We start from the raw sequence: 24,626 nt of genomic DNA on the forward strand, positions 1-24,626 counted from the left end.
AGAGCGGACTGGTTACCAAACCATCAACTGAATTGACGAGGAATTGACTGTGATTGCAACCAACCCTGTAGAAGTTTAATCGCTACTGGCTTAATTTGCGATCGCTAGAGCCAAATCTAAGAGGGGATCGCTCCTAGTAGAGGAGGAATTGGCCACTCGTTGCCCTAGGTTGCCAGATTTAGCATGCAGCGCGGCAAATTCCAAGAATTTTACTAGCTTTTATAAAATACGTTGGGGCGATCGCCGGAGTCGCGAGGCGCTAAACAGCTAGGAGTAGCTAGCAAGTTCTTGTTGCAGATGTCTACCCCAATTCGCTGCTAATGTGACATCCGTGAAAGGGATGCGAATGGGCTGGGCTGGGTTAGGTAAAGAAAATTCTAGAAAAATACTACGACCTTTTTGTGGCAATGCGTTTAAGTCTACTGCTTGGTCGTCCACTAGTAGGCGAATGGCTTGAACTTCCTTAAGTGAAAAAGCAGCTAAATTAATCGGGCCGCGACGGGTGGGTTGCCCCCAAGTGAGGTCACTGCCCTGCTGTCCTAGAACGGCGTAAATATCGTATTTAGCTCGCTCAAATTGCTCAGCCCAGCGGCGGTAAGCTTCTACTTTTTGATACTCGTTCCAGCCTGCCCAAGCGAGCCAAATAAAGACGCCTAGCAAGGGTAGCCACAAAAGACCTCTTTCCATAATCGAATTTAGAGATAATCCAGAAAAATTATCAGTCCGTAACTATCCTGCAATATTACCGCTACCCCCTAGTGCGTGAGCTATGGTTGAAGGCAACGAGCTGTAGTGATGAGTTTCTATGAGAAGGCTGGGGCTGGTGGGCTTGTTTTTGGCGGGGCTAATGTTAGCGATCGCCAGCTTTAAAGGATTGGCAGCAAACGGAACCTACGAATCGATTGTGCTGGATTTTCGCGAGGATATTCCAGCGGTGCAAATTCAACAACAGTTGGATGCGATCGCGCAGCAGTATCAAGTGAAGCCTCGGTTAAATAGCGAGTTTTCCGAGGGCGATCATCTTTATATTGTGGAAGGAAATTCTCGACTTCTACAAGCGCTACAGAAATCTAAACTGGCTAAGTCTACCGAAGCGATCGAGCCGAACTATATTTATCGAGCCTTTTTCACCCCTGACGACCCCGAATACAGCAAGCAATGGAACCTCAGAAGCATTAATGCGGAAGCTGCTTGGGATGAAACTAAGGGCAGTGGGGTCACCGTCGCCGTAATTGATACGGGAGTTAGCCGGGTACCTGACCTCAAAGATACCCAGTTTGTGGAAGGCTACGACTTTGTCAGCGACCGCAGTGATGCTAGTGATGACAACGGTCATGGTACTCACGTCGCAGGCACGATCGCTCAATCCACTAACAATGGTTATGGTGTAGCGGGAGTTGCTTATGAAGCAAACCTGATGCCTTTGAAGGTTTTGAGTGCAGCGGGTGGCGGCACAGTGGCCGATATTGCCGAAGCAATTAAGTTTGCCGCAGACCACGATGCTGATGTGATCAATATGAGCTTGGGGGGTGGCGGCGAAAGTGAAGTCATGCAAGAAGCGATCGCCTATGCGCATGACAAAGGCGTGGTGATCATCGCTGCCGCAGGCAACGCCAATCAAAACTCAGCTTCTTACCCCGCTCGCTACCCACATGTGATTGGAGTTTCCGCTTTAGGCCCGACAGGTGAAAAAGCCATCTACTCCAACTATGGGGCAGGTGTAGATATCGCAGCCCCCGGTGGCCAAACCCAAGGTGAAGACAGCACAGGCGGCATTCTGCAAAATACCATTGATGCAGAAACGGGCGAACCGATCTTTGCGGCTTTCCAAGGCACTAGTATGGCTGCTCCTCATGTGGCTGGTGTAGCAGCGCTGATCAAAGCGTCTGGGGTACAAGAACCCGATGCCATTCGGAATGTACTTTTGGAGTCGGCCCGCGCCGTCACAGATGACGGTCTCAACTACTATGGGGCAGGTCACTTAGATGCTGCCAATGCTGTGAAACTGGCAATGCGAGGGCAAATCACCTTCCGCGATTTCTTCCGCTGGCTGCGGGATAATGGCTATCTCAACCCCCGTTTTTGGATTGATGGCGGTGCCGTGGCCCTACTACCTAAGGTCGCAATGGTGCTGGGGTCTTACTTGCTGGCTTGGTTCCTCCGCAACTACTTACCTTTCTGGAGTTGGCCGCTCACTAGTGGGTTAGTTGCTGGAAGCGCGGGGTTATTTGTCTTTCGCGGCTTCTATATTCTGGATTTGCCCCAGTGGCCCTTCCGGGTGATGGGTAGCTCAATCCCCGAATTAGGCACGGCGCTTCAAGGGACAAATGCACTGAATCCTATCTTTGCCAGCGTTTTGATTCCCTTCCTCTTGCTGGCCTTGTTTCTCGGCCATGCGGAATGGAAGTGGTTTGCCGTTGGCACAACTTTGGGAGTCGCCTCTTGCTTAGCCATTAGTGCGTTTATGTCTCCACACCTGCTTTGGCTCGGTACAGGCGCGATCGCCCAAGCTTACTTAGCCGTAAACGCCCTGTTGTGTTTCGGGTTAGCCTATCTGGTAACGAGAGGAGAAGGAGAAGCCGCATGAGTATTAAAGTCACGGGCAAGATCGAACGTAAAGGAATCGGGCCTGGTACTTGGGCGCTAGTCGGTGAAGATGGCCAATCTTACGAACTGCACAATGCTCCTGGGGACTTAAAAAAGTCTGGCATCCAAGTCACGGTGGAAGGCCAAGTCCGGGAGGATGTGATGACATTCGCCATGATTGGCCCTGTTTTAGAAGTCACCAAATTTGAAGTGAAAGATTAACCTTCGCCAGCCGGAACTGTTTCTAGAACCGCCTGTAACCGACTTCTAAATTCACCTTTGGGGTGGCCGCCTTTGACTTCTCCAAGAATCTTAAATTCTGCATCAGGAGAGTCACAAACAATATAAGTGGGCCACCCCATCCCTTCTTTGTCAGGATATTGGGCCAGCAAAATCTTGCGATACTGGCGGTAAGTGACCGTATCTTGCATCATGCAGTTGATGAAGCGGAGACCGAGTTCTTCAGCCACTTTTTGGTCGTAGAAGGACATTTTGTGGCAAGTCCCACAGTCTTCTGAAGAAAACTTAATAACAGCTCGATCCATAAAATTTCCTTGCCTTCGTTGAGCAAAACTAGAATGAGCGAAACTAGAAGCAACCCTGCGATCGCGGCTCACAAGCTGACGCTAGGGTTTAATTTCGATCATAGGTGCTGATGCGCGTTTACAGAGGTGGGTTGACGATATCGCTGAAGCGATCGCAAAACTTCTTGCTGACAGACCAGCCACCAGTACAAAGTCAAATTCACCAGTCCCAAAAGCTTTGTGCCATCTTCTAGCAGCATTCTGGCAGGTGCCCCTGGAGCCGCAATTCTGAGCAAATCGACCACCCTGGAAATGACAACTAGACTAATCGCTGCTAAGAGCAAGGCGTAGGGTGTGGAGTGAATCCGTTTCCGAAAGCTGAAGATATAGCCCAAGGCAGCTACGCCATAAAGGCTGGCAATTAGTACTTTAGAAACGCCAAACCAAGTTACCAAACTAATCGTAATCCGGTAGACCTCATCAATCAAAATGATCGAAATTCCAGTGGCAGAGAGCAGGAGAAAACGGTCCAACCTACCCTGAGGGTGGATCTGCTTCATCAAGCCTAAGCTAAAGGCACAATAGGCCACTGGTAAGCCCCACAGCACATTGGAGATCAGGGTAAGAAAGCCTAGATGCGGCTGTTTGGTGGGGTCTGCTTTATGAAATAAAAACTCAATTTCCTGGGGGCTACCCCAAACTTTGGCATGCGTGAGCAAAACCAGGAAAAGTACCAAGGTTAAGCCATTGATCCACAGCACAGAACGATTGCCCAAAAGCTGTTGACAAATATTCTTCGTAATCGTGGATAAAGCGGATGCCATCTGTGAAACCAGGGGCTAGCTGCTTTCCGACCATAGCATTGAGCTTATGAAGCCGCAATCAAGGCAGTTGAGCGATCGCATCAAGCTCTAGTGAAGATCTAGGCCTTGAGCCAGCCCACAAAAGAAATCCCCCGACTGCCCGAAGGAGCCAGGGGATTAAAATCAGGGTGCATCTACCAAACTACTTTTCTAGCGCCCTGCCTTGAGATCCGGAAGTTTGTCTGTACAAATGGACAATTTCTCTGATTAAGTGGCAAATGACTGGTAACTTTTTGCCTAACTTCACCGTCATTCCCTGAAGAGCGAAGGATGTTGTGCTCTCTGTAACTACTCCGCTCGATCTAGCTCATTTCAAGCTTTTTGGGCAGGATTGTCATTAGAGTAGAGTGAGAGCCGATTTGGCATCAGTGGTGGATGGAAGCTCTCAAAAAAGAGCTTGAGAGCAGGAGTGCATTTGTAGGTTAATGGTCTTGCGGAGTGTAGCTGTGACGCAGGAATTTCATCTTTCTGTTACCCCAGTTGGGGAAGATGAGTATTTAATACGGACGGAGCGAGTTGCCCCAGGGGTACCTCTAGCCGAAGAACAAGTGGTTTGGCCCGTTGAAGAGTGGCTAAATCAGGCGCGCCAATTGATGAATGACCCGCTGCTGGGATTGTTGCAGGAAGATGCTTTTAATCCTGGGATAGATAAACTGCATAACCCAGGCGATCGCGAACTGGACTTGGTGCTCGGAGGCAGCGAGCCGAACCAAAATCTACCGCCACGTCATTTAGTAGCGTTAGGACAGCAGCTTTATAATGCTTTGTTCCAGGGTACGATCCGCGATAGCTGGATGACCGCACAAGGGATTGCCCAGCATCGACGAGAAGTTTTGCGTTTACGTTTAGGCTTAAAAGGAGCCCGCTTAGTTCGCTTGCCGTGGGAGGTATTGCACACCGGAGAGCGGCATCGCGTGGGTGGCGCTTCTCGGCCCTTAGCGACGGGCACAGATGTTTTATTTTCTCGCTATCAACCTAGCCCAGGGTTAGTGGGGGCAACGACAGCTCTGAGAGAGTTGATGCGTGAGTCGCAACAACCGCTCAAGATTTTGATGGCGATCGCAGCTCCAACGGATCAAGAGCAACTGGAGCTGAAACGTGAAGCCCTACACCTTCAAGAAGAATTGCGTAGCCGTCATGGAGCTGCCTCAGAATCAGGTGGCGGCACAGCAGAAATTCAGTTGACGATCTTAGACCAACCCGATCGCGAGCAATTGACTCAAGCTTTAGAGCAAGGCCAGTTTCAGGTTTTGCACTATGCGGGCCACAGCAACTTAGGGGCCGCAGGAGGCAACCTCTACTTGGTGAATGGCAAAACTGGGCTAACCGAGGTGCTGAGCGGAGATGACTTGGCGGGGCTTTTGGTCAACAATGGCATTCGCATGGTGGTGTTTAACTCCTGCCGTAGTGCCTATACCGCCACTTCAGATTTGGAGCATGAGATTGGCGAACAGAATCTCGCTGAAGCTTTGGTGCAGCGGGGAATTCCTGGCGTATTGGCAATGGCTGAGCGGATTCCAGATGATGTGGCACTGACGTTAACCCGTTTGTTTTATCGCAATCTGAAGCAAGGGTATCCAGTGGATCTCAGCTTGAGTCGGGCACGTCAGGGGTTGATCTCGGCCTATGGCTCTCACCAGTTGTACTGGGCTTTGCCCATTCTCTATCTGCATCCCGAATTTGATGGGCAGTTGATCACTGGGAACGTACCAGACCTTTACAGTGCGGCTCAAGAAATGGCGACTGCACGTTGGCGGAGTCCTAGCGATCGCCCTACCAATCACTTAACTTCCCTAGGAGAGGCTCGGCATTCTGGTTTGGTTGACGAAGACGTCTTTCCAGCCTCTGCTCAGTCCCTCAATGGCATAGCAGCAGATTTAGAGGACGAGCCCTACGACTACGGTGACGAAGACCTGGGTGAGTTAGATGATCTGGAGTTTGATGATGGGTTCGGGTCCGAAGCCGACTCGGCTTTAGTGGCTGAGTTGATTGAGCAGTTGTCAAAAAATCCTGCCGATCCCCAACTGGCCGCAGAAGAACCATTTTTGTCTGCTCCTGCGGCTGAAAATCTCCGATCAGATCCTCAGCGCTCCCCTTATCTGGATTTGCCAGGCTCATCCAAACCCCAACCTACCCCACTTAAGTCCACGCCTCCTCGCAACCCGCCACCCCAAACGCCGCCTACCAACCCAGCGATCGATCCACGCTTAAGCCAAGTCTTCTCGGATTTAGAACAAGGATTAGCTGCCCCTACCAATGCTAGTACCGCGATCGCCACGGCTCGAAGAGCAATTCAAGCAAATCCCAATGATGTTGATGCCTATAACCAGCTAGGATTAGCCCTCTATCAACAAGGTAACTTTGCGGATGCGATCGCTGCCTACCAAGCAGCCCTGAAAATTAACCCCAGCTTGGCTGAGGTGTATAGTAACTTGGCTTTAGCGCTATACAAGCAAGGCAAGGTTGCAGAAGCTAAAACAGCGTATCAACAAGCGGTGAGCCTAGCGGCACTGCCTGATGGTACGAACTCAACCGCAGGTAGAAACTCAGCGTTACAGCCTGAATATCCTCGTCGAAGTTCTAGCGGCTGGGGTGCTTGGTTGCAGCAGCCTCGTAGACGCTCTAAGCTGTGGCTGATCTTGGCGGCGGCAGGAGTTACGGCGATCGCTTTGCTAGGTTTTTGGTGGTTCCAGCGAAACCGAAGTCCTCAGGTTTCGATTCCAGCCTTGCCCGAATCTATTTCCAACAACTCCAACAATTCTTTTGCCATTGATCCGCAAACCAACCGAACTACATTAGACCTGAAAGCAACTAATACGGCTACAGTCACAGCCGCTGCTATTGACTACCTAAGTCGGAAACAACTGGTCGCAGGGCAACAAGCGATCGCAGAACTGCTGGATCGTGGAGCCTTGCCTCAAGCCAGTGCTGCCTTGGTTGCTGTTCCTAATACTGTGATTGATGATCCAGCCGTGAGTTTTCTACGCGGTCGCTTGGCTTGGCAGTCCATGCAAACAGGCAACCAAGACTATAGCGTTGATGATGCCCGCCGCTACTGGGAAACTGCGGTTCGCCAACAAGCTGAAGCTGAACAGACGGATGCAGCATCCCTAGCGCTGTATCAAAATGCCTTAGGCTTCGCTTACTACGCTGAGCAGAATTGGGACCGAGCCAATCGGGCTTGGTTCCAAGCACTCTACTTGCAAGAAGAAGCGCAAACGACTACGCCATCTGAGTCAGGTGTTATTGCTTCCACTCCAACGGTAGCAACCGCGCCAGCCGCAACTGCAAAGCCAGGGAACCAAGAGAATCTGATGGCTTATGCTGGCCTAGCCCTAGTGCTGGCCAAGTCTGCCCAAAGTCAACCTGCCGAGCAACGCGCTAACCTGCAAAATGAAGCGCTCAAGCTTTATCAAAAAGTGATGACTGAGAATCCAGTGGCCTTCCAGCCTGATGCCTTAAGCAAAAACTGGATGTGGACCGAATCTACGATCAAGGACTGGGGAGCGATCGCTAAACTCCAGCCGCAAACCTAGGATGCAATTTTTCTTGAGCTGCACTAAGCTCAATGGCAAGTTTCTGGCCGTAGAGCTAAAGCAAAGAGGAAAGGGGTTTTTGTTTGCGAAGGTCCATCATCTCTGCTAGGCTCGCCTCGCCCCAGTCTAAAGGATGGCTTTCGTTCTCTGGAACCACAGTGACGACTGGTTCTATGATCACAGGGCTTGGTGAGTAGCCCCTTTGACTCGTGCGCACAGGCTCAGCGTGGAGAACAGTGGCCGCTGAAGCATTGGCTCGTTTGGCTGAAACCGCTACTGCTTTTTTGCGGCGCATAGGTGAGCTGGGCCGACGAGTCGCTGTTGCAGGCTGACGTTTTTGAGCCGCTTTCATTTGAAAGGGCATGGCTCGTTGCTTTGACTTTGGCTGTGCTTGCTGGGGCTTCGGCTCCATTCGTTCAATGCGCCGAGAAATGAAAATAGAACCGGCTGCACATCCCAAAGCAACAGCACTGAATAACCATAAATTGAGGTTTTGCTCCTGAAGCTCAGGAGATGGAACTTTGGCGGGCGCTGTGGCTACTTTTGGTTCAACAGGCTCAACAGGCTCAACAGGACCAGGATAAATTAACCCTTTGAGGGCAAATCCTCCCAGCAGTAAAACCAAGACTAAAGACGCTCCCCAAAGGATAAAAGGATGCTTTTGTATCAGTTGTGAAGTCGTACCCAAAAGCTGTGGCTGCCGATGGGGATGAGTCTGGTTAACCATAGCTACTTTCATCTTGGCTAGGGAGTCCAAAGGGTTTAGAAATGGGGATTTTAGCTAGAATTCCCTGTTGTCTCTAGATTGTACTGAAGCGATCGCCTTCTCGCCAAAAATTGTGATTTGGTTTTAGGAATGTCGCTCCAGAGCAAACTGAATGAGTTGATCAACCAAGGTTGGGAAGGCAACCCCACTAGCAGCCCACAGTTGAGGATACATGCTAGTCGCGGTAAAGCCAGGTAATGTATTGATTTCGTTAATCAACACTTCCCCCGTAGACTCCACATAAAAGAAGTCAATTCGCGCTAATCCCGCTGCATCGACCGCAGCAAATGCCTGCAAGGCCAGTGTTTGCACTTGAGCGGCGATCGCCTCTGGTAGGAGAGCAGGAATATGTAGATCGGCTCGCCCTTCCGTGTACTTCGTTTCATAGTCGTAGAAATCACTGTTATAAGTGATCTCTCCTACGATAGAAGCTTGCGCTTGGTCATTCCCTAAAACTGCGCATTCCACTTCTCTAGCCACGACTCCAGCTTCCACAATCAAGCGGCGATCGTAACTCGCGGCACTGTCTAAGGCTGCTTCGAGCTGAGCACGCGATCGCACCTTAGCAATGCCAACAGAGGAACCTAAGTTAGCAGGCTTAACAAAGCAGGGATAGCCCAAGGTTGCTTCGATTTCGTCACAGAGTTTGGGATACACGCAGGGGTTCGACCAAACTTGGGAGCGGTTGACCGTCATATATTTGACTTGCGCCAAGCCAGCCTGAGCAAAAGCGCTCTTCATGGCAATCTTGTCCATGCCTACTGAGGAAGCCAGTACGCCTGACCCGACATAAGGTACTTGCATTAACTGCAACAAACCCTGAATCGTGCCATCTTCGCCGTTGGGTCCATGTAGAATCGGGAACCACACATCAATTTCGGCGGCTAGAGGTGGGAATTGCCAAAGATGAGTGCGGGTAGTGGGTGAGCCTGTTTCTTCAGAAGGCAGCGGCACGCCAGACTCTAGAACTGACTGGGCAATGTCTGGGGATTGCCAACGGCCATCTTTTTGGATGTAGAAAGGCAGCACTTCGTACTTGCTAGGGTTTGGGTCTGTGTTTAAGGCGTTGGCGATCGCCCGTGCCGAACGAATCGAAACTTCATGCTCCCCCGAGCAACCGCCAAACAGCAACCCCACCCGCAGCTTCGTCATGACTGATCCTTCTGGCACAATCTATCGCAGCTAGCGTATCACACCCGCTTCGTCTTGCCAGAGGCAATTGTTAACAATTTTTTGGGATTGCTGGATGAGCGATCGCTAGCTGGATAACCAACTGTGCTACGGCTTTGGCAGGAAAACCCTAAGCGCAAATCGCTGGAACGACGGGTTGACCTGTCAAGCTAAAGGCTCGCACTTCCGTAATCTTGGCCTGAACCACTTGGCCTTTAAGTTCGTTGATGTCGCCGGGGAAGAAGGTGAGACGATTGCCACGGGTGCGACCCATGACTTGGCTGGGGTCTTTGCTGTTTTGGTCTTCCACCAAGACTTCCTCGATGCGGCCTAAATAACGCTGCGACCGCTCGGCGGCTTTGGTGTTGACCAGATGATTGAGGCGTTGCAGGCGATCGCTCTTGACTTCTTCACTGAGTTGGTTTTCCCACAGGGCAGCGGGAGTGCCAGGGCGCGGGGAGTAAGCGGCTGTATTGAGTAAGTCAAAACCAATTTCATCGACGAGCTTCAGGGTGTTCTCGAATTGGGATTCGGTTTCACCAGGGAAGCCAACGATCGCATCGGCACTGATGGAGGCATCGGGCATATAGCTGCGAATCGTGTCGATGATGCGGCGGTATTTTTCTTGGGTGTAACCGCGGGACATGGCTTTGAGAACTTCGTTATCGCCAGATTGAAAGGGGATATGGAAGTGCTCGCAAACCTTGGGGAGTTCGGCACAAGCTTTGATTAAGCGCTCGGTGAAGTAACGGGGGTGGCTTGTGGCAAAGCGAATTCGCTCGATGCTAGGAACATCGTGCACATAGTAAAGGAGATCGGTGAGGGTGTGCTGGTGCCGACCTTCGGGAGTCACGCCTGGGAGATCGCGCCCGTAAGCGTCAATGTTTTGGCCCAACAGCGTAATTTCTTTGTAGCCCTGTCGTCCCAGTTCTTCAATTTCAGCTCGGATAGCTTCGGGTGTGCGTGACTGCTCCACCCCCCGAACTCCGGGAACCACGCAGTAGGTGCAGCGCTCGTTGCAGCCGTAGATGACGTTGACCCAAGCGGTGACTTTGCTATCCCGACGCGGCTTGGTGATGTCTTCAAAAATGTGGACTGCTTCAGTCGCCACCACTTGGTTGCCGCTGAAGACTTGCTCTAGGAGATCCTGAAGGCGATTGGCATGCTGCGGTCCCATCACCAGATCCAGTTCTGGCACTCGCCGTAACAGAGCTTCGCCTTCTTGCTGAGCTACACAGCCTGCCACTACCAAAGTTAGGTCCGGTTCTTCATGCTTCCGCTTGGCTTGCCGACCAAGGTAGGAATAAACTTTTTGCTCTGCATTATCCCGAATGGTGCACGTGTTGTAGAGAATGACGTTGGCCTCATTCGGGTCTTCTGACCATTGAAAACCCATGTCTTCTAGAATGCCAGCCATGCGTTCGGAGTCAGCTTTGTTCATCTGACAGCCAAAAGTAGTGATGTGATAGCGGCGAGAAGAAGTGGTCATGGTGAGCTACAGGCCAAGTAGAACAAGTGTCAAACCTTCATTATAAATTTTTGTCGGCACTCTGCCTGGAGATAGAAATTAATTCGGTGCGATCGCTGGGCTGCTCTCAGTATTTCTACTCATTCAAACTTACCCACTAGTGATTCAAGGAAATGGCCCTGGGTTCGAGACCATAACTTTGCTGATAGTTCCTAGATTTTGGCTACTTGAGGAGAAAGCAGAGCAGTTCATCTTTGTAATCATGGTTGGCAGAACAACAGCTTTAAGCTTGCAAAAGTCAAGAATTTTTGTCTGATTGAATTGTAAAAAATGACACATTTGAAAATATTCAAGATGTAATTCTAGCTAGAACTTTTATGATGAAACCCTCGTATTTAAAGGTGTTTAAGTAATGGTAGATACTGTGATTTACGAGTTTACTAATTAATCTGCTGGAGGTTGCTTTCACAATTATCTCTTTAGAGGAATAGGTTGCCCCCATGCCTATCCGGGAAGCTGCTTCAAGTCCTACTTCTACGTATTTAAGAAAAGGAAAGGGCCAAGTTCGATCTTGGCAAAGTTTATCAACCACGTTTGAGCTGTTGTTGAACTACCGGGTTGCTGGTAGTTTTTTTGTGCTTTTGTGTGCTTGCTACTTCGTATTTTTTTGGCATCTTGATGCTCTCTCTCTGCGCACCTATGACGAGGCTAGGCGGGCAGTGAATGCTTTAGAGATGTCACTCAATGGCAATTTCATTGTCAGCTATTTTGATGGGCAGCCCGATTTGTGGGGAACCAAACCACCATTGTTGCTTTGGTTGATTGTTGCCTGCATGAAAGTGTTTGGCTACAACGAATTTGCGGTGCGTCTGCCTTCTGCGATCGCCGCCACCACAACTGTCCTAACTTTGTTTCTATTTTCTACCTTTTACTTGCAAAGCTTGGTGGTCGGAATTACCAGTGCTTTTGTCTTAATGACTAGCTATGGGTATGTAGCAGAGCATGTGGCGAGAACGGGAGATTATGATGCCCTGCTAACTTTATGGATTACCGTTTATTCCCTCACTTATTTTGTCTATATCCATGCTAGCAGTTCCAAAAAGCCTTGGTATCTATGGCTAACCGCGATCGCAATTATGTTGGCAATGTGGACAAAAGGAATTGCTGCCTTGATTCCATTGTTAGGTCTTTTTGTTTACACAATCTATCAAAAACGGTTGGGTCAATTATTGCGATCGCCATCATTCTATAGCTCGGCAATTTTCGTGATTGGAGCTGGGCTAAGCTACTACTTGCTGCGGGAGTATTACAACCCAGGCTACCTAGAAGCAATGTTAAGTAATGAGGTAGGGCGCTACTCAGAGTCGGTAGAGGGACATACAGGTGACTTTTGGTTTTATCTGCAACAGATGCAGCGTACATTTATTCCCTGGCTGTATCTACTTTTGCCTAGTTTAGTCGTCGCTCAAATCAGTCAAAAGCGATTAATTAAAGCTTTAGGAGCCTTCTGTGGTTTTTACTTGATTTGTCACTTTCTAGTTGTTTCTAGTTCTCAAACTAAATTGGCTTGGTACAACGCCCCACAATATCCGATCGCGGCATTGCTAATTGGGCTAGGAGTTTCTGAAGCTTGTCACTGGTTAATCAAATACTTGCGGATAAACCCACGTTCTAAACAACAGCTAATTGCAGGTTTGTTTGTATGCGCTTTGCTGTTTTTACCTTCTCTGAGAATGGCTCGTAAAGTGAGTGGCACTTATGTCTATTCTCGCCCTCACGACCCACCAGAAGTACAGTTGGGATATTACTTGCGTCGCTTGCAAAAAACTCAACCAGAATTAACCACATTTCAGGTGGTGGATATGGCAAAAGGGACAGTAGGAGGACGCAGAGCCCATACGCTTTTTTATGTTAAAGCGGCTGATTTAGATCCTAAATATGCGATCGCGCTCTCTACTCCTGAGCAAACTGTGCCGAACAATCAAGTCGTTGTGACTTGTATTCCGGCGATCAAAACGCAACTGGTGGCGCAATACCAACTGAGTACGATTGATACGAAGGGAGCTTGTAGCGCGTTGATAGTGAAACAAGCGAAAGCTAGTTAGGGAGGCTCAGCAGCCCGCTACAAATAGCATTTGCGTTTCAATTTCTTCCCAAGTTTTGGCGGAAACTCTCACGGCTGCTTGCTTGCAACGGACGAGTAGGCAGTTGGCGTAGAGATAGTGTTCTAGGGCCTGTAACTCTGCAGCGGACAAATCCACCAGAGCAGCATCTAGCTTCAGAGCGTGGAGCCAGACTTGAGAGAGGCGATCGCGAAAGGCTTGCTGCACTTCGTAGGGTTGGCTGGTATCTGGGGCTTTTGTTTTGAGGGCATCCAGCCGGGCAATTAATGGGTGAAAGTTAACGCTGTTAAACAGTTGGCTCTTGCTGAACTCTTGGGCCAAAGAGTTGGTGACAGCACGAGCTAAAGTTCGGGCAGGAATTCGGTTGAGGCTGCGAGTACGAGCACGGGCACGAGCGGGGACACAATCTAGATCCAAGTTGCGGGCTAATTCCATCGCACGAGCTAAATCGATCGCCTGCACCGGAGCGGGGGCACAAACCAGATCCAGAGTTCGCACCAGATCCAAAACGCGAGCGGTGTTGGGATGGAGTACCCGGACGAGATCCAAGGCGCGATCGCGGGCTAAAGCGAGAAACAAAGCCGAGGCGCGTTTCACTACAGGTTTCACGGTCGTGCCTGGCCCCTCTGTAATCTGATGCGCCCACTGCAACAAAGCTTGCAACTTGGGAGTGGTGATGTAGCGACGAGTTTTGCGCGCCATGCGAACTAGCAGTTCATCAGCACCATGCCGCATCAGCCCTGCTACCAGCAGAAATACTTCTTGCCAGCGGGGGTCCGTGAGGTGATCGGCGACTAAGCGAGCGACTTGATGATTGTCAGCAATGTACTGGGCGGTGAGATATTCTTGCAATGTCAAATGGGAGAAGGAAAATACATCTTCTGCCCGTTCGACCAAAATGCCTTGCTGAATGGCGATCGCATCCAACACTGCCTCTCCATTTAAGTGCTTAGGCGCGTTTAAGTTGTCAGTTAAAAAAGTCTTGATTTGGCTGACAATTTCACCTTGAGAGAAGAAAAGTCGGTCTGATTTGAACGCGCTATAAGCAATTTCTGACAATAAAATTTCTTCTAACTCTGTGCTTAAACCTTGGTAGATTTCATCGCGTAAAATGCGCTTTTCCGAAGCCCATTCTTCTAGCAAGACTCGGAGAGCTTTACGATAAAGCACGCTGCGATTGTTGGGGAAATTCTGGGAGCGATCGTAGACCAAGCAAAGCAACGTTAGCAGTAGCGGCGAGTGAGCTAGTTCCTTGGCAGCAGCATTTTCTGGCTTCAGCAGTAACTCCCAACACTTCTGCCCCGTACCTGCCTGTTGGTCTGCGTCGGAGCGAAACCAGTTGTGAATGAACTGCTTAATCTGAGAAGCATCAAAGTCAGCCATTGCCACATCAGTAAAGCGCCGGAAGTTATGGCGATAGGCGGCGAGACGGCAAGAGGCGATAAAACGGTTTTGGTCGTACTGATCGACAAAGTTTTGAATTTGGCAAATCGCTTCATTCAGATTTTTGCCAGGAACTTCATCTAAACCATCTAATAAAATTAAGAGTTTGCCTTGCTCTAACAGTTGAGTCGTGGCTTCATCGGAGTGGGGAAAGCCACAAATCTTGAATTCCTGGGCGATCGCTTTCTCGATGTTGATCTTGCTGCTGGTAAAACTCTTTAGCTCAATCAGAACCGGGATACATTCATGCTCATAGCCACCTTGGGTTCCCTTGAGTGCTTCCAAACCCAACTTGCGGAGAAATGTAGATTTACCAGCCCCCGGACCACCCAGCACCATCAAATATTGTTTTTCATTGGCAACTCTCAGGCCATCTTGACGACTAGATTCGCGTGGTTGAAAGCTGCGCGATCGCGTTTGACGATAGGCTTTTTCTAAAGTTTCAATCGACTCAAAGCGCCGCAAATCCCACTTGTCTAGCAATTGCACCGTCGTATAGACCGACTCTAAAGGCGCAGGTTCACGCATGCCCAAAACCTTCAGGATGCCGTGACGCTCGCCATAGTTTTGGATGTACTGAACGGAAGCTTCTGCGACCGCTTGTTTGGTTTTTTCATCTAGGCTTTTTTTGCCCATCCAACCGAGCAGCTTGCCGCCTCCCTCCCAAACCACACGGCTGAAAATGCTAGCCAAACCCATACTGGCTGCTTGAAGGGCGATTTTTTCCAGTCCAATCATAGGAAGGTGGGAGGAGAGTTTAGAACAAGTTTGTCATATAGATGAGCGGTTGCACTAACTCAATCGTGTTAGTTAAACCCCACACTTTCTATCTTTTCGTAGTTGTTGAGCGATCGCTGAGTGTGAGAAGGTCCTAGCGGAGAAATGTGAGTCAGCCTTGCTTATGAGTGCGCTAGTTCAAGAAGTTCGCTCCAGTTTATTGAATCTTATCGGTCAGGCAGTGGAGGCATTTCCAGGGCTGGTTCTGGCTCTGATTGTGCTCTTGTTAACTCGCTATGCTGCCAACGTGTTGCAAAACCTCACGGCTGCCACAATGGGGCGCATGGTACGGAGCCCATCTCTGCGATCGCTGCTGATGCAAATGAGCTATGTCGCCACTTGGGTGGTGGGAGTGGTGGTCGCCAGTGTGATGGCGTTTCCCGATTTAGGCGTGGGCGACATTATTGGCTTGTTGGGGTTAAGCTCAGTTGCGATCGGCTTTGCCTTTCAAGACATCTTCAAGAATTTTCTGGCGGGCGTCTTGCTGTTGCTAAATGAACCCTTCCGCCTCAATGACCAGATCATCGTGAACGACTTTGAAGGCACTGTAGAAGAAATCACGATTCGCTCCACTCAAATTCGTACTTATCAAGGCGAGCGGGTCGTAATTCCCAACTCGATTGTCTTTACCAGCCCGATCCAAGTTTTGACTGCAATGCCCCACCGCCGCACTGATCTAGCCATTGGGGTTGATTACAATACCCCTTTGCCCCAAACAATTCAAACTTTGCTACAGACGGTGAACCAAATAGACGGAGTATTAGTCAAGCCAGCGGCAGAAGTAGATATTGTGGGCTTTGGTGAAAGTTCCATTGACTTGATGGTGCGTTATTGGACGCTGCCACCGAAAGCAACCGTCCGTCGGACCCAAACAAACGTGATGATTGCCTTGAAAGCAGCTTGCGATCGCGACGGTATCTCCATTCCTTATCCAATTCGTACCGTTTACTTTTACGACCAGCAGCAGTCTAAAGCAGCGTCAGTCGATGGCTTATCTAACTCGGCGATAGAGGCTAAACGCAGCGATGCTCGGCGCAGCTAACTAGATAGAAATTTAGTCGGAACTACTGGATTGTCGCGATCGCTTGTTTGGGTTCATCCGGGCTTCTAGGAAGCTAAAGGCTTGAGAGGAAAGTAGATTTAGCACTAAGTAGACCAGGGCTACAGCGGCATAAATTTCAAAGGCGCGGTAGTTGTCGGCCACAATCAATTGCCCGCGGCGGAGGAGTTCCTCAAACCCAATCACAGAAACCAAACTCGTATCTTTTAGCAGAGTGATGAACTCGTTGCCTAAAGGTGGCAACATGCGCCGAAACGCCTGCGGAAAAACCACATAACGCAGTGTTTGTCCTGGCCCTAAACCGAGGGATTGCGCCGCTTCTACTTGCCCTACCTCAATGGATTGAATCCCCGCCCGCACGATTTCAGCTAGATACGCTGTGCTATTCAGGCTAAGAGCCAACACCGCTGCACCCAAACGGTTAAATGTAAAGGTAAAACCTAGCCCCTGAACCAAAGCTGGAATGCCAAAGTAGATCATCAAGATCTGCACCAACAACGGCGTACCGCGAAAAAAGTCAATGTAGGCTCTCGCGAACCAGCGTAAAGGCCGAGAAGCAGAGAGCCGCGCCAACCCCATGAGCGTGCCACCGATTAATCCCAGCAAAACTGAGAGCGCAGTCAATTGCAGCGTGATTAAAGCGCCTTGTAGCAGAATGGGTAGGGCTCGCGTGATGACTGCACCGGAAGTAGCGAGGGGAGCGGTTTCAGATTGAGGCGTTGAACCAGGCACCGTAGCTGTGGCAAGAGAAGGAGCCTGCGCGTTAAACCATTTGCGGTAGATCTGGTCATAGGTGCCATTGCTGAGGATGCGAGTCAGGCCAGCGTTGATTCTGTCTAAGTTTGGCGAATTTTTGGGCATGGCAACGCCGTAGAACTCCTCCGTTAGCAATTGGCTCGTGACCTTAATCCCGGTGAGGTTGTTGGCTTTGATCGCATACAACGTCACAGGCGCATCATTAATCACCGCACTCACATTGCCGTTGAGCAGTGCTTGCAACGCCAAGGGAGCCGAATCAAACGTGCGAATAGTGGCACCAGGAATTTTGCGGGCGGTTTCTGCGCCTGTAGTGCCAATCTGGACACCGATCGTCTGGTTCTGCAAACTAGCCAGGTCAGTCGTGTTGGTGTTATTGGCCCGAACTGCGATCGCCAACCCCGCCTTGAAATATGGCCGCGAGAAATCCACCGTTTGCTGCCGCTCAGCCGTGATCGTCATCGAACTAATCGCCGCATCGACGGTTCTGGCTTGCAAGGCAGGAATCAAGCCATCAAACGGTAAACTCTGGAACTCCACCCGCAACCCTTCCGCTTGCGCGATCGCCTGCATCAAATCAATATCAAACCCTTGCAGCCCGCCCCCCGGTGCTTGAAACTCAAACGGTGGAAAAGCAGGTTCGGTGCCAACTCTCAAAACATTTTGGCTCTGAGCAATAGAAGTTGAGTGACCCAGCAGAATCAGCAGCAAACAACTGCAACCGAACACAAAGCGTTGCAGCCAACGTGACCTTAAAAAATTCGGCATATGTTTAGAGCTTCCACTCCCCTCCGCCGTAGTTGAAAAGCAGGATGATGGCGATCGCTAAGGCTGTGCCAATCAAGAGATTGCGTCAATCTTACAAGCTGAACCGCAGAGTGTCGCTAGAATCAGCATTAAATGATCTGTTCCTTCTTCTGGCCCTATGGACAGCACAACCCCAGCTATCTTGTTCGAGCAGGTAGAAAAAAGCTTTGGTGACTTAAAAGTTTTACAGGGAGTCAGCGGTGCCGTCCAGCCAGGAGAAGTCGTTGCCGTGATTGGCCCCTCTGGGTGTGGCAAAAGCACTCTACTCCGCTGCTTCAACCGTCTCGAAACCATCAATAGTGGGCGCTTACTCGTCAACGGCATGGATCTATCAGCACCCCGACTGAAAATGCACCAATTGCGCCACCTGCGATCGCAAGTCGGCATGGTCTTCCAACAGTTCAACCTGTTCCCTCACCTCAGCGTCCTCGAAAACCTCACCCTTGCTCCCCAAAAAGCCCTCGGCAAATCTCGCCCAGAGAGCATAGAACTCGCCCAGACCTACTTAGCCAAAGTTGGTTTAGCCCACAAAGCCACCGCCTACCCAGACCAACTCTCCGGCGGCCAAAAACAGCGAGTTGCGATTGCCCGTAGCCTCTGTATGAACCCCAAAATCATCCTCTTCGACGAACCCACCAGCGCCCTCGACCCCGAACTCGTCGGCGAAGTCCTCCAAGTCATGCAACAACTTGCCGAAGACGGCATGACCATGATCGTCGTCACCCACGAAATGCAATTCGCCCGCGAAGTCGCTCACCGCGTCCTCTTCCTCCACCAAGGCCAAATCGAAGAAACCGGCGCTGCCCGAGAGGTGCTAACTCAACCACAGAGCGATCGCCTGAGAGCCTTCTTGAGCCGAATGGGACGAGGAGAGTGAAAAGAGGAAGGATGAAAAATGAGGAAGCAGGAGACAGAAGTCAGAAATTAGAAAACAGAAGACAAAAGTGAGCCACCAGAGACCCCAGAGTTACCTCTGGAGGGGGTCTGGGGGACGCAGCCGTCCCTCAGCGGGAGTTTGAGGGCAGGTGCCCTCAAGTCTTGGTTTTGCAATAATTAACTAACCGCAACAGATGCCTTCAGCGAAAAAATCCGCTCAATCACATCCTCCACCACCTTATCCGGCGTAGAAGCCCCCGAAGTCACCCCAATCACCAACGGCCCATCCGGCAGCCAACCCTCCGCCACCTCAATCTCTTGGTGTAAAGGTTTATGCTCAATGCGATCGCGCGACAAAATCCGCTCCACACAATCAATGTGATAAGACGGAATGCCCCGCGCCACCGCAATCTCTTGTAAATGAGTTGTGTTGGAAGAATTGTAGCCACCGATGACCATCATCAGGTCTACCTGCTCATCCACCAGCTTAAACATGGCATCTTGCCGCTCTTGAGTCGCGTCACAGATGGTATTGAAGCTGAGGAAATGCTGATTTAATTCCGCAGGGCCATACTTCTTCAGCATCGTATGCTCAAACATCTTGCCAATCTGCTCAGTTTCACCCTTGAGCATCGTCGTTTGGTTGGCAATACCAATCCGCTCCAAATCCTTGTCTGGATCAAAGCCCTCCGAACAAGCCTTGCGGAACTTCGCTAAAAACTCCTCGCGATCGCCGCCATGCAAGATGTAATTGCTCACATACTCAGCCTCAGCCAAGTTCAGCACGACCAAGTAGACACCTGCAAACGAACTCGTTGCGATCGTCTCCTCATGGTTGTATTTGCCATGAATAATCGAGGTGTAGGTGCCTTTCTTGTGCTTCTCCACCGTGTTCCACACCTTCGACACCCAAGGACAAGTCGTGTCCACAATGGTGCAGCCTCGCTCGTTCAGCAATTGCATTTCCTGCACACTGGCCCCAAACGCAGGCAAAATCACCACATCGCCTTGCCCCACGCCAGAAAAATCTTTTTGCCCCTGATTGACTTCAATAAACTCCACCTGCATTTCCCGCAGACGTTGATTCACTGAAGGGTTATGAATAATTTCGTTCGTAATCCAAATCCGTTCGGTGGGGAAGTGCTGGCGGGTTTCATAAGCCATTGCCACCGCTCGCTCTACTCCCCAACAAAAGCCAAACGCCTCTGCCAGTCGAATCTTTACATCACCACGCTGTAGCGTATAGTTGTTGTCTCGGATTAGCTGAATCAAACCGCTCTGGTATTCCGACTCCAAAAGGCTGGCAACTTCGGCTTCATGCCCGAACCCCTTGCGATGATAATTCTCAGAACTGTTGAGTGATCGTTTGAAGGCTTTAGTATCCATTCAGCTTTATCCCTGAAGTGATGGCGCTACACCGTTTTTAATTCCCCTTGATCATAGAACGCGGTGGGAAGGATGCAGGGGTGTTGAGGGGAAGTTCTTCGCAAGGAGGAGGGAGGAAGGATGAAAAGGGGAGTCGGGAGTCAGAATATAAAGTTAGGGTTGGGCGGCTACGGGTTCTAGTTCCATTTGGCGGAAGAGTTGCAAGGCCGATCGCCAGACTAAGTAACCTTGAGAACTTAAGTGCAAACCATCGGTCGTGAATTCAGACCGTAAATTGCCTTGGGCATCTGTAAACAGCGGATGTAAGTCGAGAAAATGCACCCCTGACTCCTCAGCGATCTCCTTTAGCTCCTGATTTAGCTCCCGAATGCGATCGTTGGAAATCGCCTTCAGACGGTCTTTACCTTGCCAGGTGGCGCGATCGCCTGCGTGCGGCAATATAGACTGCAAGACAATTTGGGCTTGGGGATGCACCTGTTGTAAGTCGTAAATAATCTGCCGCTGATTTTCGAGTAATTCGGCATCGCCAACCCCTCGAATCAGGTCATTAATGCCAATGAGAACAAAAATAGTTTCTGGCTGAGCTTCATCAAATAACTCTAGACGGCGGAGTAGCCCAGCGGAGGTCTCTCCAGAAATACCTTGGTTGAGCCAGTTTTGCTGAGCTGGCAACAAATCGGGTGGAAACCAGAGGCTCAAAGAATCTCCAGCCAGAATATTCAGGCGCTTGGGGTGGTCTGCTGCTGCCGCATTAGCCTCTTGTTGCAAGAGAGCCAGCCATTGCTCATAGGTGAGTTGATGACGCGCTCCTAACTCTGGCGGTGCAGAAGCCGTGGGACGCGGTGGCTGGCTTTGGGTTGCAGCAGCACTAGCTTTCGCCAGCGACGGCAAGCGGTGGCCTCGAAGCAGCAGCAGCACAGTCAATAGCAGAAGGCTATTCGCTGCGAGTGACAACAAGGCCCAAGCAGGAACGATTTTTCGAGAGCGAGTAGGCACTGAAGCAAACTCAACGTCGTTTTGAATCAGATTGTAGTCGCAATCTGGTATTCGTCCAAAAAATTGGGACTACTCCCTGTTGTAGCTGAGTCCAGAGGCAAATTCTTGGCCGTAGCCTTCTTCCCCATGTTCATTGACGTCCAAACCTTGGTCTTCCACTACAGGCTTAACCCGTAGATCCATGACCAAGCTGAGGAGTTTCAAGATCACAAAGGTACCGACTCCCGCAAAGATGTAGGTGACGACCACTCCCACAATCTGCTCCCACAACTGAACAGGATTGCCGAAGAACAAGCCATTGTCACCCAGTTCGTTAACGGCTTTAGTAGCAAAGAAGCCTGTCAGAATTGCTCCAATGGTGCCACCTAAACCGTGGATGGGGAAAGTGTCTAAGGAGTCGTCGAACTGAAGCTTGGCGCGGAGGCTAACCGCGAAGAAGCAGCAAACAGCAGTAATGGAACCAATCAAAAGTGCACCGATGGGAGTAACAAACCCTGCTGCTGGAGTTACACCGACTAAACCTGCCAAGAAACCACTAGCGATACCAATGGCAGTCGGTTTGCCACGGAGTAGCCATTCGATAATCACCCAAGTCAGTCCACCAGCGGCGCTGGAGACCATCGTTGCCACAAAAGCGACCGTTGCTAAAGCACCAGCACCTAGGGCGCTACCCGCATTGAACCCAAACCAACCGAACCACAGTAGACCAATACCTAGCAGCACGTAGGGCACGTTGTGAGGAGCGGCAGGCTGCACAGGGTAAGTTTTCCGAGGACCGAGCACCCAAACCGCGACAAGCGCAGAGACACCAGAGCTGATGTGGACGACCGTGCCACCAGCGAAGTCAAGTGCTCCCATCGCACCAATCCAACCCTTACCCCAGACCCAGTGAGCGAGGGGCGAGTAGATCAGGGTAGACCACAGCGTCACGAACCAGAAGTAAGCTTTGAAGCTCATCCGCTCCACGATCGCGCCTGAAATCAGGGCTGGCGTGATGATGGCGAACATCATCTGGTAGGCCATGAAGAGTTGGTGCGGAATGGTTGTCGCATAGCCCACAGGGTCGGGGTCCGTGCCAACGCCGTTCAAAAATAGCCAATTCAGGCTACCAATGATGGGATTTGCTGTAAATGCAGGCTCAGCTCCAGGGGTGATGGAGGTAGGAGCAAAGGCAAGGCTGTAGCCCCACAATACCCAGGTGACGCCGACAACGCCCATGAGGATCAAGCTCATCATCATGGTGTTGAGCACGTTGCGCGATCGCACCAATCCTCCGTAGAAGAAGGCTAAGCCTGGAGTCATCAATAATACTAATGCTGACGAAACGAGCACGAAGGCTGTGTCGCCTGTATCAATCGGATTTGCGTCCACTTCCTGGGCTAGAGCCGTTCCCATTAAGGGACCACTCAGAAGCCACAGAGCGATCGCTCCGATCATCAAACCTTTCTTCAACACTTGTGTTAGCCCTTCCACGTCAAGAGAAATGAATTTGATTGCACCAATTTTTGATGAGTTGATTCTGTATCAAGATATACAAAAATCTTCTACGGCAAATAACTAGTGAAAATTCAGTAGCAATTTATATCGTGGTGACAATTTACTCCTGACATTCAAAAGCTGTCCACCTCTGTTTCTTGAAGATCGCGAGCGCAGTATTTTTCATCAAGAGAACTCCATAGAAAAGAGCTGCTAAGGCTCACCTTTAGCAGCTCTAAGCTCTTGACCAGAAGGTATAACTAAGCTGATTTAGCAACCGATAGGTTAGCTAAATTTAGAAAACTCAATCTCAGCGAATGGTGCTACCAGTCATGCCGCCTGCATCTTTGAGGAATCCACTGTACGCTTCCATACCGTGCTCACCAATATCCAGACCCTTGAGTTCTTCTTCTGGCGAGACGCGAATGCCTAAGGTTGCCTTGAGGGCGAACCAGAAGATAGCGGAGAGAATTCCGATAGTCAAAGCAATAGCCGCGGTGCCTAAGAGTTGCAGGCCTAGTTGATTCAGCCCGCCGCCCAGTAAGAAACCTGTGCTAGGACCAGCAGTGTAGAGGATATCTTGACCCACTTTGACGTTAGGACCAACGGCAAACAGACCGACGGCGATCGTGCCCCAAACGCCATTAACTAAGTGAACCGAGATTGCGCCTACAGGGTCATCAATTTTTAGACGGTCGATCCAGAGAACGGCAAAGACAACCATCACTCCACCGATCGTGCCAATGATGGCAGATGCCCAAACTGGGACGAAGGCACAGGAGGCTGTGACCGCAACTAATCCTGCTAGGATGCCGTTGATCACCATTGAGAGATCAGGCTTGCCTAAGATGATCCAGGCGGTGATGGTCGCAGCCAAACCACCAAAGGCAGCAGCAAGATTGGTGGTCATGGCAATGTGACCGATTTGCCAAGTGATGCTCATGGTGGAGCCTGGGTTAAAGCCAAACCAGCCTAGCCAGAGAATTAAACAACCCAGGGTGGCGATCGCAATATTGTGTCCTGGCATGGCATTGGAACTGCCATCTTCGTTGTACTTGCCAATGCGGGGTCCCAAGATCGCCGCACCCAGCAGTGCAGCCCAACCACCCACAGCATGAACTACCGTTGAGCCTGCGAAGTCCCAGAAACCGAGGTCGGCGAGCCAGCCACCGCCCCAAATCCAGTGTCCTGTCAGTGGGTAAGCAACGCCGACTAGCAACAAGCTGAAGATTAGAAAATCAACAAACTTGATTCGTTCTGCCACCGCACCGGAAACGATGGTCGCAGCAGTACCCGCAAAGGCAAGTTGGAAGAAGAACTTTGCCAGCAGCGGGACACCTGCCCAGTTCAGTGAACCATAGGCTCCTTGGTAGGCATCCAGGGTGGCTGGGCTGTTGTCAACACCAGAGAGGAAAAAGACGCCATCGGTACCAATAAACTCGCTACCACCGCCAAACATCAAGCCGAAGCCCGCGACCCAAAAAGCAATGGTAGACATAGCGAAAACGATTAAGTTTTTAGCCAAAACGTTAACCGCATTTTTCTGGCGACAGAAGCCAGTTTCTAGCATGCAGAAGCCAGCATTCATAAAGAACACCAGCATTGCGGCTACCATTACCCACATGGTGTCTAAGCCCACTTTTAGGTCAGACGTCGCCTTAGCTACATCTGTCAAGTTAGGAGCGGTTTGAGCGACACCCGCGTAGCCCCAAGCCAGCACGATGACGAGGGCTAAAGGAATGCAGGCTTGCCAGCTTGGTGAGAGCATTTTGGCGTACCAGTTGGGAGAAAACCACTTGGCCGCTTTCGGTAAGGACAGCTGTCTATGTCTGCCCCGCGACTTCTTGGTGAGCATTAGTTTTGACATTGCCAGTGAATGATTCCTTTGTGAACTAAGGCAGTGAACTCGCACAGAAAACTACAGCCTGACTGCAAGCAAAGCCACCCTCAACTTTGCTACGAGCAGACTGCTAGAAATAATCGACAATTGCGCCACTCCGAGAGCCGAACGCC

General features: G+C 50.5%; 18 protein-coding genes. 6 read left to right on the top strand and 12 right to left on the bottom strand.

What is annotated here, in order from left to right; translation table 11 throughout:
- Nucleotides 1–267: 267 nt before the first annotated feature.
- A complete protein-coding gene (locus H6F72_RS02805; protein WP_190431605.1) occupies nt 268–687 on the bottom strand; it encodes a hypothetical protein in 420 nt (139 codons plus the stop codon).
- A gap of 118 nt (nt 688–805) precedes the next feature.
- Between H6F72_RS02805 and H6F72_RS02810 the strand changes: the two genes are divergently transcribed.
- Nucleotides 806–2,587 (top strand): S8 family peptidase, encoded by a 1,782-nt coding sequence (locus H6F72_RS02810; protein WP_190431607.1) that lies wholly within the window; start codon nt 806–808, stop codon nt 2,585–2,587.
- Entirely contained in the window at nt 2,584–2,808 is a 225-nt protein-coding gene (locus tag H6F72_RS02815) for a hypothetical protein (RefSeq protein WP_190431609.1), read from the top strand. Before H6F72_RS02810 ends, H6F72_RS02815 begins: the two co-directional genes overlap by 4 nt.
- Here H6F72_RS02815 and H6F72_RS02820 read toward each other — a convergent pair.
- Together H6F72_RS02820 and H6F72_RS02825 are read right to left on the bottom strand one after the other, a co-directional pair.
- Complete coding sequence (locus H6F72_RS02820; protein ID WP_190431610.1) at nt 2,805–3,131, bottom strand: thioredoxin family protein; 327 nt, start codon at nt 3,129–3,131, stop codon at nt 2,805–2,807. The two genes, H6F72_RS02815 and H6F72_RS02820, sit on opposite strands and share 4 nt — an antisense overlap.
- 98 nt (nt 3,132–3,229) lie before the next feature.
- Nucleotides 3,230–3,934: a hypothetical protein gene (locus tag H6F72_RS02825; RefSeq protein ID WP_190431612.1), complete on the bottom strand. Its 705-nt coding sequence runs from the start codon at nt 3,932–3,934 to the stop codon at nt 3,230–3,232.
- 470 nt (nt 3,935–4,404) lie between these two features.
- Here H6F72_RS02825 and H6F72_RS02830 point away from each other — a divergent pair, with 470 nt between their 5' ends.
- On the top strand, nt 4,405–7,509 hold the full coding sequence (locus tag H6F72_RS02830) for a CHAT domain-containing protein (RefSeq protein ID WP_190431613.1): 3,105 nt from the start codon (nt 4,405–4,407) through the stop codon (nt 7,507–7,509).
- A gap of 55 nt (nt 7,510–7,564) precedes the next feature.
- Here the strand turns inward: H6F72_RS02830 and H6F72_RS02835 are convergent, their stop codons facing one another.
- The 3 genes from H6F72_RS02835 to miaB all read right to left on the bottom strand — a co-directional run bounded on the left by H6F72_RS02835 (nt 7,565) and on the right by miaB (nt 10,934).
- Nucleotides 7,565–8,236: a hypothetical protein gene (locus H6F72_RS02835; protein WP_190431615.1), complete on the bottom strand. Its 672-nt coding sequence runs from the start codon at nt 8,234–8,236 to the stop codon at nt 7,565–7,567.
- Between the two features lie 123 nt (nt 8,237–8,359).
- Entirely contained in the window at nt 8,360–9,427 is a 1,068-nt protein-coding gene (locus H6F72_RS02840; RefSeq protein WP_190431617.1) for a D-alanine--D-alanine ligase family protein, read from the bottom strand.
- Between the two features lie 148 nt (nt 9,428–9,575).
- The gene (miaB, locus tag H6F72_RS02845; RefSeq protein WP_190431619.1) at nt 9,576–10,934 is read right to left on the bottom strand and encodes a tRNA (N6-isopentenyl adenosine(37)-C2)-methylthiotransferase MiaB; all 1,359 of its coding nucleotides are present in this window, start codon (nt 10,932–10,934) and stop codon (nt 9,576–9,578) included.
- 584 nt (nt 10,935–11,518) lie between these two features.
- Between miaB and H6F72_RS02850 the strand changes: the two genes are divergently transcribed.
- Complete coding sequence (locus H6F72_RS02850; RefSeq protein WP_206755413.1) at nt 11,519–13,018, top strand: glycosyltransferase family 39 protein; 1,500 nt, start codon at nt 11,519–11,521, stop codon at nt 13,016–13,018.
- Nucleotides 13,019–13,024: 6 nt separating this feature from the next.
- On the opposite strand, the gene H6F72_RS02855 is transcribed toward H6F72_RS02850, so the two are convergent.
- Entirely contained in the window at nt 13,025–15,217 is a 2,193-nt protein-coding gene (locus tag H6F72_RS02855; protein ID WP_190431622.1) for an NACHT domain-containing NTPase, read from the bottom strand.
- Nucleotides 15,218–15,380: 163 nt separating this feature from the next.
- Between H6F72_RS02855 and H6F72_RS02860 the strand changes: the two genes are divergently transcribed.
- Nucleotides 15,381–16,298: a mechanosensitive ion channel family protein gene (locus H6F72_RS02860; protein ID WP_190431625.1), complete on the top strand. Its 918-nt coding sequence runs from the start codon at nt 15,381–15,383 to the stop codon at nt 16,296–16,298.
- A 12-nt stretch (nt 16,299–16,310) separates the two neighbouring features.
- On the opposite strand, the gene H6F72_RS02865 is transcribed toward H6F72_RS02860, so the two are convergent.
- Entirely contained in the window at nt 16,311–17,840 is a 1,530-nt protein-coding gene (locus tag H6F72_RS02865; protein WP_190431627.1) for an ABC transporter permease subunit, read from the bottom strand.
- Nucleotides 17,841–17,997: 157 nt separating this feature from the next.
- Between H6F72_RS02865 and H6F72_RS02870 the strand changes: the two genes are divergently transcribed.
- Nucleotides 17,998–18,756 (top strand): amino acid ABC transporter ATP-binding protein, encoded by a 759-nt coding sequence (locus H6F72_RS02870; protein WP_190431629.1) that lies wholly within the window; start codon nt 17,998–18,000, stop codon nt 18,754–18,756.
- Nucleotides 18,757–18,932: 176 nt separating this feature from the next.
- Here the strand turns inward: H6F72_RS02870 and H6F72_RS02875 are convergent, their stop codons facing one another.
- The 4 genes from H6F72_RS02875 to H6F72_RS02890 all read right to left on the bottom strand — a co-directional run bounded on the left by H6F72_RS02875 (nt 18,933) and on the right by H6F72_RS02890 (nt 24,480).
- Nucleotides 18,933–20,141: a 4-hydroxy-3-methylbut-2-enyl diphosphate reductase gene (locus H6F72_RS02875; RefSeq protein WP_190431631.1), complete on the bottom strand. Its 1,209-nt coding sequence runs from the start codon at nt 20,139–20,141 to the stop codon at nt 18,933–18,935.
- A 153-nt stretch (nt 20,142–20,294) separates the two neighbouring features.
- Nucleotides 20,295–21,137: a GDSL-type esterase/lipase family protein gene (locus tag H6F72_RS31010; RefSeq protein WP_190431632.1), complete on the bottom strand. Its 843-nt coding sequence runs from the start codon at nt 21,135–21,137 to the stop codon at nt 20,295–20,297.
- 69 nt (nt 21,138–21,206) lie between these two features.
- Nucleotides 21,207–22,610, bottom strand: a complete 1,404-nt coding sequence (locus H6F72_RS02885) for an ammonium transporter (protein WP_370527428.1) — start codon at nt 22,608–22,610, stop codon at nt 21,207–21,209.
- Nucleotides 22,611–22,923: 313 nt separating this feature from the next.
- A complete protein-coding gene (locus tag H6F72_RS02890) occupies nt 22,924–24,480 on the bottom strand; it encodes an ammonium transporter (protein ID WP_190431634.1) in 1,557 nt (518 codons plus the stop codon).
- Nucleotides 24,481–24,626: the final 146 nt, after the last annotated feature.

Source organism: Trichocoleus sp. FACHB-46, assembly GCF_014695385.1.
GTDB lineage: Bacteria > Cyanobacteriota > Cyanobacteriia > FACHB-46 > FACHB-46 > Trichocoleus.